The organism is Niallia circulans, assembly GCF_007273535.1.
Classification (GTDB): Bacteria; Bacillota; Bacilli; order Bacillales; family Cytobacillaceae; genus Niallia; species Niallia circulans_B.
This window is the reverse complement of record NZ_RIBP01000001.1, coordinates 982,029-994,844: the sequence shown is the minus strand read 5'-3', so window position 1 is coordinate 994,844 and position 12,816 is coordinate 982,029. Positions and strand designations below refer to the sequence as shown.

Below are 12,816 nucleotides of genomic sequence, written 5' to 3'. Positions count from 1 at the left end.
GTTAAATAATGGAAAGTCAACCTTTTTTATTGAAAATAACCTCACTACAAAAGAAAACGATTAATCCAGCTATTAATATATAAAAAGAAGAACTTAACAATTTTCCTGTTGAAATAAATATAAAAGTTGAGTGTATTAGTAAGCTTATCATATAAAACACACAAGTAATCTCTGCAGCTTTTTTTGTATTTACTTTTTGTTTTTCATTCATCTTCTTAAAAAACTTCATAGTAATTTACCTCCTTTTATTATCTAAATAAGCATACAATTCATTTAAGAAAAGCAAGGTGGAGTTGGAGTTATTAATATTTTTGCTACAAAAATGATCTATTTATTGAGAAAGATAACAACAGCTTGTTATGATATACAATCTTCCAACAATACGTTTACATATAAAAATATAATATTCCGTTGACAAAATGTCAAAATAAATCTAATCTGGTATATATTCCTACCGTAAATATTGAAGTGTGAAAATGGGTGGTTTGGACATCAATTAGTTTTAATAATGATATAATTGATCATTGTTTGTATTTAAAGATAATGAAATAGCCTTATTAGATTTTAGTAGCAGCGGAGTTTTGTTGGAGGATATTTACGATGAAGAAATATATTGAACAGGAAATAAAATATGGATTAAGATCTAAAATGTATGATAATATGTCAATATTTCTCCTTTTATTATTTGGAGTAATTTTATATATTAATTACACAGCAGTGACTGATTCGTACTCTGAGTATGAATACACATTAAATTATTATCAAAAAAATAATCTTGATGTTGAAGAAGATCTTAACGCTGAATACAATGTTGAAACTAATTTAGAAGGCGGCCTAATAAGTAACCCAATTGCTTATTATAAAAATACTATTAGTAGATATATATTTGCTGCCAGTTCTGAATATAGATTATCTCAGCTATTAGAATCATCATTTCTATATTTTCCAATAGTCTTTGGAGTTGTGGGGTTACTGTTTTCTACAAATGATTACAGATACAAAACTATTAAACTTCGTACAGTTAGAATAAATAAAAGGCAATGGGGAGCAGCTAAGCAATTATCCCTTGCTATTAGTAGTCTAGTTATTTTACTTGCAGCTTTAACACTTGCATATATAGCAGGAGAGTTCCAGTTTAGATATTTGGAAAACAAAATACCTATTAAAGAATTTGCAATAGATTCTAGTATTTATACAAGTAGTTCTCCAGTTTTATTAAAGATTATTTTTGCGTATGGTATTGCTTTATTTTTTGCTGAGATTGGATATACTTTAGGTATTTTATTTAAAAATATTTATGTTGGTTTAATCATAGTTATAGTGTATACATTCGTACTACCTAACTTTGGTACATATGATTTGAAAAATTCTATTTTCTTCTTTGGAAATAAGATTTTTGATTTTTACGGTGTAGTAACCATAGAATTAGTTGAAAATACAAAATTTATTTCTTCATTTTTGATTATTCTCTTTACATTTTCAATCTCAATATTAATAAACTATATATTACTATTTAAACGGAGTTCCTATGAAAGTTAATTCAAATCTCCTAATAAAAAAGCCGGGTTAAAGGTAATGGTTTAGATTCATAAAAGTTAAGCATAACTACAAATTGTTTCTACTGTATGTGGAGAATATTTCTAAACTATTATTCATTGCACCAAATTTTTTTAATAAACTGTTATCTGTAATTTTACTACTTTGTAGTCTTTTTAGTTATATTTTAGGAGATGATTGGTTTAAAATTATATTCCACCATTATTACTAGTGTTTTTGCCTGCATATTATTCTTTATTTTAATCTTTAGTATCTTTAATGGAGATTTGACACCTTATTTTCTATTTGCAATATTCGGTGGAGTAATTATTGGTTTACTAATTTCAATATATAATAAGGTGAAATAAAATTTCAAAAAAATAAAAACAATTAATGAATTGTTTTTATTGCTTAGTTGAGAGATAAAAAGTAAAGAAAACAGACTTCCATTTAGTTGAAGTCTGTTTTCTTTACTGAATGATACATAAATTATATTTGCAATTTTAAAGAGAACTAGTATGGAGGCTTATTCCAATGTTTTGAGGATTGTCTAATTAATCCTCCTTTTTTATAATTTTACGCATTCAATATATTTAATAATCAAATCTAGTAGCAATTACGACTTTCCAAAAATATTACTACTAGATTTGATAACCTATTTAAAAAGGGGCTTATCAAAAATGGTGGATTAAATGTAGGCAGAGAAACGCATTCTGTACAATTTAATGAGTGGTTCATCATACTAGCTATTCTAATTTCGTCTCAGCGTATGCGATTTTTAAGCAAAAACCCCGCAAAACCTAATAGTATCAATGGTTTACGGGTGATTATAATCACTAAAAAATCTTGAGACATCCTTATTTCTCATAGCTTTTTGCTTCTGTTCATTGCTAACATGGGTATAAATTTGTGTAGTATTTAAATTTGTATGCCCCATCAGCTGTTGTATAGTTACTAAATCCGTTCCATCCCGAACCATACCTGTTCCGAAGGTATGGCGTAATTTATGAGCTGTTAGTTTTTTTTGCTCTAAGTATTGATATCCAGGTTGCTGCCTTAAAAAGTCAAAAGCATTCTCTGTTACTTCTTGTATTCTTCTTCTGGAAATTCTCAACCCTCTTTTGGATAGGAAAAACGCATTGGAATGATTAGGTTTAGGTATAGGACGGTATATTCGTTCATAATCCAATAACAATTCATATAAAGGAACAGGAAGGGGAATGTATCTTGCTTTATTTCCTTTTCCTGATACTTCTATGCCTGGATCTTCTTGATTTCTAATAATATCTGAGATGTTAAGATTATGTATTTCTACGATACGCAATCCAGCAAGTCCCATCAACATCAGCATACATTTATTACGTATATAGTAGTCGCTAGCTGGCATACCTGAAAAAAGTAATGCCAATTCTTCTTCACTAAGATAAGTGGGAATTCGTCCTTTTTCCTGTTTTGCCATATCTACTTCTTGTGCAGGGTTATAAGAAAGGATTTCTGATTTCATTAAAGATTTATATAAAGTTCGTAGAGTCATGAGTCGTCGATTCCTGCTTGACTTCGAAGCGTTTCGATGATGCTTACGTAAAAATCCCGCAATATCTTGTTTGCTGATAGTGTTCAATGTAATGATTTTCAATTTATAGTTACTAATCGTAAAGGTAGAGTAATTCAAGTCCTCCAGGTACACTCGAAAAATCTCCACCTCTTCTTCATAGTAAGTAAGTATGTCTTGCTCTAATTTAAATTGGTCATCTAACGAGCTAAGACACCCAATTTCTCTCTAAAAACTTCCAAACAAAATAAAAACTTCTTAATCGTACATAATTGTAATTATGTGCGATTAGATGGTAATAAAAGGTTTATAAAATTGTGATGAACTACTATTTAAATAGTTTCTAGAGGTCATTTATACGAAATTAGATGAGCAGTTGTTCATGAAAAAAATCTAATTTTGTCTTAGAACACAACAAAAGTGAATTGAATCCCTTATAATAACAGTGGTATCAAGGGTTTAAGAGGTTTTTTTAAATAAATTTTAAGGACATATTTCACTATCAATATTTGCCCCTTTATTTAATATATTTAAAATAGATTTCCAATAGACAGTATCTTTTGGGGAGTCTTCAACTATTCTCTAGAAAAACTATATATATCCATCTAGTTTAGTTTCTTGCTCAATCAATTTCCACTTACTATCTAATTTATTAATTTTAAAGTTACAAAATATAAAGTAAAGGGATTTACTATTAGAAAAACTGTTATGGAGAAGGGATTTGACCCAGAAGAAGTTACAGGTACATTAAGAATATCCATTTGGTATTTGTAGGAGATGCTAACAAGGGTTAACTAATGATAAAGTTACCGCTCCGCTTTAAAACAATTAAGTCAACGGCATCCTAATTTTAACCATTATAGTTACATCTGAAACTAATGAAGCTGTTAAGGTTACAGGAATGTTAGAAATAATATTTGAAAAAGAAAATATGTAGATTAGAGATTAATAGCGGATTATTATGGTAATAATTATTTCTTCTAGATGTATCTATACTTTTACCTCAGTACCCTACTCGAATAACCTTCAATATCTCTTTTGAAAAGTACGAAGGCATCTGGTTAGGATGATATATTCATGCATTACTAACAACAATTATTACAAGATATATGGAAAGAGGATGTAAACGAACTTAAATTTTTTCACTGATAGATACTTCAGGTGCATAAAATTCATTTCATCCTGATAATATTCGAAATGTATATGTCCTTCTATTTATTACACGATTTAGTCACCAAACATTAGCATACCAGATATATGTTTTACTGCTTTTTGTTACCTGTATTGTAAAATAATGGTTGAATTTATATTTTTTAATGGTAAAATATTACTAGTATGGAAGATAAATGTGTGATTTCCAAGTTTCATAATATTTTTTGAATTAGGAGCAATGGAATGATAAAAAAGGCGATATTTATTTTAATTATATTAGGAGTCTTCGTATATTTCCCAGTCCAATCTACTACCGGGTTTAAAATAGAGATACAAGATTGGGAAAAAAAGCAAGAACTTCTCAATATAGATAAAAAACAATTAGAAGGGTGGGGGTGGAAGGCACTAAATATTAATGAAAAAAGAGTAGTGAACCGAAAAATAAGAGTTGCAATAATTGACTCAGGTATTGATCGAGAGCATTCTGATTTAAAAGGCATTATAAAAAAGGAATACAATGCTATTAATAGCGCCAAGAGTGTTGTAGATGACACAGGTCATGGGACTTCCGTAGCTGGTATTATTGGTGCAATAAATAATGGAAAAGGTATAAGAGGAGTAAGTGATTCGAATTCACTTGAAATCTATTCAATAAAGGCATTTAGTAATAATACTAGTAAAGTAGAATATTTAGAGCGTGCTCTCAAATGGACCATTCAAAATAATGTAGATATTATTAATTTTAGTGCTGGAACAGCAAAGGAATCTCCAAAATTATTAGATTTAATTAATGAAGCCACTTCAAAAAATATTATTATTGTCGCAGCTGCAGGTAATAATATTAGTAATGAAGTAGATTTTCCAGCAAGGCTGGATAATGTTATTTCTGTTGGAGCAGTTAATTATAACCTTAAGAAATTATCGGGTACATCTTATGGGAAAATTGATTTTGTTGGTCCTGGTACAAACATTATAACTACGCAGCCTAATAACAGTTACGGTTACTTCGGCTTCACTTCTGCTGCTACAGCATATGTATCCGGAGTAATTGCAAACAAGATTAGTAGTTATACTGATAAAGATAACTATACTCTTAATAGCATTCTAGATGAGTTGAAAAATAACTCTATTGATTTAAAAAATAAGGATAAATATGGATATGGTTTTATTCAAGATTAAAAGGAGTAAAGAGATGAGATATACTAAATTGTTGAAAAATTCGTTTGTTTTTGTAATTATTCTTTGTTTAACGTTTGTTACAGTGAGCCAATCTGCCAGTGCTAATGAGCCAACAAGTAATCAATTAGCGGTCTTAGAGGATAATCTTGTAAATGAATTAGAACTAGTAGGAATTGAAGAAGCAGATGTAAATATAATGTTACCGATGGAAACACAATCAAATAAGGTAGAAGCAGAAGTTGAATCCGTTTACGAAGATAAACTGTCCACAATTATTGATAAGCCTCTTGAAGAAGTAAACAAAAGTGACCTAAAAGAAGTAATTCAAGATGTAGAAGCAGAAAGAATTGATGATATAAAAGTAGAAGATGTTCAGGAATTTGAGGAAGTATTTTTTACAAATGAAGAAGCTGGCGAAGATAATGAACTAATTGAAGAAATGAAGGAAGATTTAAGCATAGAAAACGAGAATATAGTTGATAAAAATGATATTGTTATTGAAGTTACAGGTAAAGATGATATGGGTGAATCATTTACTACTGCACTTGGCTTTTCTATTGGTGATAATGTAATTGATATTGTAAATGATACAGGCGTAGAAACTAATAATGAATACAAGTTGGAATTAAATGACCTTTCTGAAGAAGAATTCAACGCAGATTTGACTAACCTTAGTACCAATCAAAAAGTAGAATTAAATAATACTGATGGAGAATTTCAGACATCAGCTTTTTGGATACCAGCATTAGGTGTTTTTGTTGGTCTTTCAATGCTAGAAATGCTTGCTATCAGTGTTGGGGCTTCAACCTTAATATACTTAGCTTCTAAAGGAATGATTAATCTAGTAAGTGGAGCATTATGGGTAGCTGGCAAGGTTGCTAACGATAATAAAAAGAATAAAAAATATGTTCATTATGAGGCGTCTCGCGCAAATAATTCAAAAGGAATTTGGGTTGGACCTGGAAAAACTAAAACAAAAGCGATCTCAAGGATTAAAAATGGGAAAGACTGTTGGAGTATCGATTCGGTAAATGCTCGATTGTTAGCAACAGGTGCTTCAAAAACAGGTAGATATCTAAAGCATGATGCTCATTCAGCAAAATCAGGTAAACGTACATTTAATCATTATCATCCATATGAAACAACAGGTGCACATTCTTTTTATGGTGGAGGAAAACTGTGGTAATTTTATCAAGTTAAGGTATAGTAAATACAAGAAGAAGGTATACCACATGCTGGTATACCTTTAAAACTAACAGTTAGGAGATTAGTATGGATACAACAAAATTAAAACAAGATTATATTCCTAAAAAATTAGATTTTGTTAATGAGATGCTCATAGACTGTTTTAAGGCTGTTTTAATTGATAAGGATGATAATCGAATATTACATTTAATGAATGATCCTTATATACCAAATTACCACGATATTTCAGGAGTTTATTTTATCTATCAAAAATCAATTCTAGATGTACTTGAAAAAAAGTACAAATCATTTAAAGATATTCCTATTAATAGTACGTTATTTTCAGAAAGACCTTTTCCCGAGAATGATTTAGAAGATATTCTTGATTTTTCTATAATGGTCGTTATTGCTAGTAAAGATAATGAATATTTCACTGATTATTTCTTGGGAGGCTCGTCGGAAAGGCTAAATAGTATATTAAATTTATGTTTAGGTTTTCCTTTATATGAAAATTCGAAGCATTATAAGAATACGATTACCCAATTTAAAAAAGATATAAATACAGTTGAAAATATGGGGTTTTTAAGGTACCTATTAGAAGAAGGTGTATGAAAGTATTAAACTAAAAGAACTTTGGTAGAAAGAAGTCTTTGTACCAAAGTTCTTAAACTAGAGATGTAAATAGACGCAAGTTCATCTGCGTAAACGCAATCGTTTAAGCTTTAAAAAGGTTATCTCCAATTAATACAATTGTTTGAGTATTTTAATTTGTCCATCAGTCCTGCTATCTTGATTATTAGCTATAGGTATGCGAAAGGGAAAATTAAAAAAGAGTAGGTGGTATCTACTTAAATATCATTAATTTAGTTACTTAATATAGTTTGTAAAGTGTTAATCATTAGAGTGGAGTATCACACAAAAAAGAACAACAGTTCGTATAATACAATTATTACGAACTGTTGTTTGCATAATAATATTATGATTTATTAAATAATATGTAGTTTTATAGTAAAAAAAAAGCAATTAAAAGAAGTATAAGTAACAGGACGTATTTTGGCTGACTCCATTTTTATTCTTAAATAGGGTAAGTACATTTAACTATAAATATTACCAATATATCAGTCTCAATCCCTTTTATTATTTGTAAGTAAAAAACTTTGACACATAGCCAAAGTTTTTTTACTAAATATGCAATTAGTCGGGATGTTTTGTGTCGAAAAAATGTTATAGCATGAATAAAATCAAAAAGACAGCTAGTTACTAATTGAAAAGTTTATTTTTCCTATCGGTCATTAGAATCCATTTATATCTTTATAGATTCTTTTATCTTAGTTATCAACTGTTTTCTCACTCTTAGAGTTATAATCAACATAATCATCAATAACACTCTTAAACAATCTATCAATTGCGGTAAATATAGTTAACATTAAGAATAACAAGTAATCATTCATGGGATTACTCTCTTGTAAATCTAATAATATTTTAAAGTCATTAATACTTTTAATAAAAGATAATATTAGTAATAAAACATATGATAAAATCCTTCGCAGGCTTTGAGAGGGCTTATCAAAAGAAGTAAAGTATACCCATACAGCAAGACCGATTGGAATAGCTATGAATATTACATAACCTGCCTGATATGGAATATTACTAAATATAGCAAGTCCAGTAATTAATATGAAGATAATACCAATATAGGCATATAAACTCATCCCTGTTCTTCCACCTAAAAGAGATAATCTATTTATGAAGTAACTATTTTTAATGCTACTAATAAACTTTGAATTTTCAAATTCTCTAGAAGCAGTTTTTTTTCTCAAATTAACCATAAAAGTAGAAACAAAAAAGCATAACACCACATATAAGAGAACAAAAAAACAACTATAGAACGGGTGCTCTTTTCCATAAAACAATAAAAATACTATAATAGCAATAGTTATAAAAAGTAACATTATTTCACTGATTATTAAGGCTCTATTGTCATTTTTTACTTTATTGTTTATTAAGTAATTTGAAACTTTTATACTCAATTCGTCTAATTTAGGAAAAAGCTTCTTATTAATTATGTAAGATAAATATACAGATAAACCGATACTTATTACTAAAAAAATAATAAATAATACAAAGATCTTTGGTCATTTTTATATTTCCTTTCCAGTTTTATACATAGATACTTTACTATAATTAGGTAAAATAGTCTACAACCATATCTTTTAATAATACTTTGTAACTACTTCGGACGCTAAAAAAATATGGATTATACGATGATATCCAATATAAAAAGCATGTTATCTGATTATTTATATGAATATAAATTAGAGGATATTTCAGATGGAATTTTAGAAACATATATCCGATTGAGTGCAACTGTGGCCTACGAATATTAATTCGTTAAATTAATTTATTTTGCTTTAAAGGACTTCTTCAGTATAAAAGTTTCCTTTATATACTGAAGCGTATTTAATTTCTTATTACTAGATTAAATACGTTCGAGGATAAGAATTACCAACAAAGTAATTTCTAACACAGTAAATTTGACTGTGAAGGAGCCTTTAAAGCTGACCATAATTGCACCTCCTATTATTAAGTTGATATTATCATATCATAAACAGGAAAAAGGACGATAGTTGAAAGGTCAATTTTGTTATCCATATTATTATATATTAAGTTGAGTAAAAAAATTAGGAACCATTAATCAGTTACATGATTATTTGTATATTCAGACTATTTATTGTCTATCCTTGAAAAAAGGAGTGATATAGGATAGCAATAGAATTAATCGCTGGAATAGTCTTGGTTATGGCATTTATTCATTACTTGTTTACAAAAAGAAACAATGAATACAAAGTATCTCTAGTGGTAAATCATTTAAATTCAAGTGATGAAATTAAAAAGACTTTAGCAATGGGTCTATATTTAAGATTTAAAAAGGAAAATGATGATACTCCTAAATACTCTTCTATCTACATAAAACAAGATCCGTTACAATTCGAAAGATTTGTAGCAGATGTGTTTGAAAAATCTAAAGGCGGATCAACATGGGTATCAAGGGCTTCTGGTGATTACGGTGTTGACTTTGAACAGACAGTAAATGATAAACTGTATTTAGGACAGGTTAAATGTTACCAAGGTGACTTATCCTATGAACCAATAGCTTTAGTGCATTCAAATATGGTTAAGCGAAATGCACAAAGAGGTTATGTGATTACAACTGGATCATTTACATCTGCTGCTCGTGCATATGCTAAAGGGATTAATGTGGAATTAATTGATGGGGTGAAATTAGTTGATATATGGTTAGCAAGTGTTAACCATAATGAGCAGGAGATTCGGAAAATAATACCAGAATTCATCTGAATATGAATCTTAATTCCTTAATTTTAAATCAATGGGTCTACTCTGGGATACAGAATTCCATATTAAAAAAGAACAACGATTCGTATAATACATATTAACGCTTCATAGATTTCTAATTATAAACGGTTAAAACCTTTGATATATAAGGGATTAGCCGTTTTCTTTTTATACCATATTTAAGGTTAAGAAGGATTAACGCTTGTTTTAGGATTTAACGCTCATTTACTGCGTGAAACCCTATAATAAAGAGAGAAGTGTTTCTTTATTAAGGAAGGAATGTTAAATAAGAACAAAGAATAATTACATAAAGAAATACCTAGTGAAAGAGGATTCAAAGCATGAGTGATGAAATGTTAATGCCCCCAACAAATGAAAGGGAAATTTCAATTATTGAAGAAAAGATGAAGATCAGATTACCTAATTCTTATAAGGATTTACTAAGAGTTAATAATGGTTTATCTATTGATGAAAGGATATTAATCTATGGTACACAAGATATAATGGAGAGAAATGAAACTTGGGAGACACAAGTATATGCATAGGGGTATATTGCAATTGGTGACGATGGCGGTGGCAGAGTATTTCTTATGCACCAAGGTGAAAAGGAGAAAAGGGTTTTAATAGTTGATGGTGGGGATATGGCTCCAGAACATGCTCATTTGATTACTTCAGATTTTACTAAATGGGTTCAAAGTGGTTTCTTAATTAGCTCAGATGAAACTGAAATTGATATCAACTGGTCTAAAAATTGCGAAGTAGTTTTAATAGACACTTGTGATGGTGAATTAATGGATCTACTAAAAATTAAAAGATACTTTAGACTAGACATTTCAGTAGCCGATTTACTAGAGGAATCAAAAAACCTTCCCTTTATCATAGTAAAAGAATTTCCATATGGATTAGCAAAGAAATTAGTTGGAAAGTTGGAGAATGTTAAATTAGAACTTAGAATTACAAAATAAAACAGTTTATTTTGTAAATAGATGCATTAATCCAAGAATGATGGACATTTCTTTGTGGTAAGCCAATTTATCCAAAGTACAGCTTTATTCTCTGTACCAAATGAATATAACCTTTCTTGTGCCACAGACATGGCAGAATAGGGGAAGAATAATCTCTATAAAGTAGTTATACAAAAGTAGAGTTAGAATATTAATTTAATATGAGTACAAGGTGTAAAGGATTCAGCTGCTAAGAGCAGCTCTTTTTATTTTACAAACAGGTTAGCGTTTCCATCACAAATTAAAAACTGGCTTACAGAAGAAACAGGGCAGCATTCCTGTAATAACTGAAAAGAGACTTGCTTATGTTGTCACAATCAGTGTAGTTGTGATGAAGAAGGAAAATCATTATTGTAATAGAAATTATATTAATTAGCTATTCTTATGGGGGATAAACATGGCTAATTTCAAAGGATATGAAGTATAATCATATTCGAATTCAAGAGAGCACATTAGTAGATATGTGTATTAGGCTTCCTAATAATTCACTTAGGAATAGCTTGCAAGTAGCATATAAATTTTTCACTCGACTTCAAGGAAGAATATCAATCAAATTGACAGTGAATAGAAGCACAGATTTAAAAAAATTTGAATTCAAATTGATAGAATTTCTGAAGTATGAATATAATTAGATAAAAAAAGTTATTTTTAATTTATTAATGAATAGGAGGTGGCTGATAAAAATCATCTCCATTATTATATAAATTATCACGCATTAAAAATTGGTCACAACGGAGGCTAAAATGATTGTTAAGAACATTCATACCAGATGGATAAATTTCAATTAGTATCTCTATCTGATCATTAGCCTGCAGAAGAATAAATTTATTACTTATTCTTTCTAATACCCATTTAATAATAATCCATTTGTTACGAGTTAATTGCAGTGCTGAATTCTGACTAATCACTAATTCTAATAAATATTTCTTGGTTGTTTCCTTAAAGATATTTTTTGAATTGAAATATTTAATTACATCCTCCATGATAGTTCTTTTGTTAATTTTCATTGCAAATTCTAGGTACTCTTTATATTTATCGGCAAAAATATATTTTTGAATTTCTGTTATGGTAACCCCAATTTTAGTAGCAATTTCTTTAGGGGATAAACTTAAGAGTAAAATATCAATAATAATATACTTATTGTTAAAGGACGATCGAGCCTTTCCATGAAAAAGCTGTTTAAGGAGTTCAAGATACCGGTCAGCATTAGTATTAAATATTTTCACTATGCAATCAAAAGGAATATTAGGTTTATATTTACTGTAAAATTCGTAATTTTCATGGTAAGTAATTAACCTGAAGTTGTTATCGCCTATTAGTTCAATAACAGGTTTTCCTTCTAAACAATGAAAAAAAGAATAATATTTTAATAATCTGCTTTTTCCTTCTATCAGTTGAGTTTGCATCAAAACTTCTGTTATCTGCGAAGCAATAATTTTAATCTCTGTCACATTTATCCCTCCTTTATAAATACAACATATGTCAAGGGTGGATTGTCTTATAACAGATTACATACTGTATAATCACACAAAATCATCGGTGGTGTTAGTGAACGAACTGAGATAATTACATCTGGTCTTATTTATACTGCAGCGCCCCTTGAGTTATTGCTTTACCAGGTTATTCTAAGCTCCACAGAGAATTGTCAAAGATTTTGATTTTTGCCAATAGTAACTACCTAAATGAATGGATATGTTACACAAAGGGTAACCTAAACGACTAACAAAAAAATGTGAAGTTTACTAATATAAACAAGAGAAGAAGTATTAACAATAATTATATAAACCTTAAAGTCTGCGTTAAATTCTTATTAACGTTTAATAAAATATGTAAAGAGACCGCCGAAACCACTAA

General features: G+C 29.1%; 9 protein-coding genes and 1 pseudogene. 6 read left to right on the top strand and 4 right to left on the bottom strand.

Going from position 1 to position 12,816, the window contains the following annotated elements; translation table 11 throughout:
• Window positions 1-16 precede the first annotated feature (16 nt).
• Window positions 17-229 (bottom strand): hypothetical protein, encoded by a 213-nt coding sequence (locus tag CEQ21_RS05750; RefSeq protein ID WP_185763655.1) that lies wholly within the window; start codon window positions 227-229, stop codon window positions 17-19.
• Between the two features lie 371 nt (window positions 230-600).
• Here CEQ21_RS05750 and CEQ21_RS05745 point away from each other — a divergent pair, with 371 nt between their 5' ends.
• On the top strand, window positions 601-1,539 hold the full coding sequence (locus CEQ21_RS05745; protein WP_185763654.1) for a hypothetical protein: 939 nt from the start codon (window positions 601-603) through the stop codon (window positions 1,537-1,539).
• A gap of 814 nt (window positions 1,540-2,353) precedes the next feature.
• Here the strand turns inward: CEQ21_RS05745 and CEQ21_RS05740 are convergent.
• Window positions 2,354-3,223, bottom strand: a complete 870-nt coding sequence (locus CEQ21_RS05740; RefSeq protein ID WP_185763653.1) for a tyrosine-type recombinase/integrase — start codon at window positions 3,221-3,223, stop codon at window positions 2,354-2,356.
• A 1,260-nt stretch (window positions 3,224-4,483) separates the two neighbouring features.
• Between CEQ21_RS05740 and CEQ21_RS05735 the strand changes: the two genes are divergently transcribed.
• The 3 genes from CEQ21_RS05735 to CEQ21_RS05725 all read left to right on the top strand — a co-directional run bounded on the left by CEQ21_RS05735 (window position 4,484) and on the right by CEQ21_RS05725 (window position 7,216).
• Window positions 4,484-5,419: a S8 family peptidase gene (locus CEQ21_RS05735; RefSeq protein WP_235907180.1), complete on the top strand. Its 936-nt coding sequence runs from the start codon at window positions 4,484-4,486 to the stop codon at window positions 5,417-5,419.
• 13 nt (window positions 5,420-5,432) lie between these two features.
• Window positions 5,433-6,605, top strand: coding sequence for a hypothetical protein (locus CEQ21_RS05730; protein WP_235907179.1), 1,173 nt, complete (start codon window positions 5,433-5,435; stop codon window positions 6,603-6,605).
• Window positions 6,606-6,691: 86 nt separating this feature from the next.
• Window positions 6,692-7,216, top strand: a complete 525-nt coding sequence (locus CEQ21_RS05725) for a hypothetical protein (RefSeq protein ID WP_185763652.1) — start codon at window positions 6,692-6,694, stop codon at window positions 7,214-7,216.
• Window positions 7,217-7,932: 716 nt separating this feature from the next.
• On the opposite strand, the gene CEQ21_RS05720 is transcribed toward CEQ21_RS05725, so the two are convergent.
• Window positions 7,933-8,316: a hypothetical protein gene (locus CEQ21_RS05720; protein ID WP_185763651.1), complete on the bottom strand. Its 384-nt coding sequence runs from the start codon at window positions 8,314-8,316 to the stop codon at window positions 7,933-7,935.
• A 1,087-nt stretch (window positions 8,317-9,403) separates the two neighbouring features.
• Between CEQ21_RS05720 and CEQ21_RS05715 the strand changes: the two genes are divergently transcribed.
• Both CEQ21_RS05715 and CEQ21_RS27455 read left to right on the top strand, forming a co-directional pair.
• On the top strand, window positions 9,404-9,961 hold the full coding sequence (locus CEQ21_RS05715) for a restriction endonuclease (RefSeq protein WP_185763650.1): 558 nt from the start codon (window positions 9,404-9,406) through the stop codon (window positions 9,959-9,961).
• Between the two features lie 350 nt (window positions 9,962-10,311).
• A pseudogene (locus tag CEQ21_RS27455) lies at window positions 10,312-10,923 on the top strand (SMI1/KNR4 family protein).
• Between the two features lie 695 nt (window positions 10,924-11,618).
• Here CEQ21_RS27455 and CEQ21_RS05705 read toward each other — a convergent pair.
• A complete protein-coding gene (locus CEQ21_RS05705; RefSeq protein ID WP_185763649.1) occupies window positions 11,619-12,413 on the bottom strand; it encodes a hypothetical protein in 795 nt (264 codons plus the stop codon).
• Window positions 12,414-12,816 lie beyond the last annotated feature (403 nt).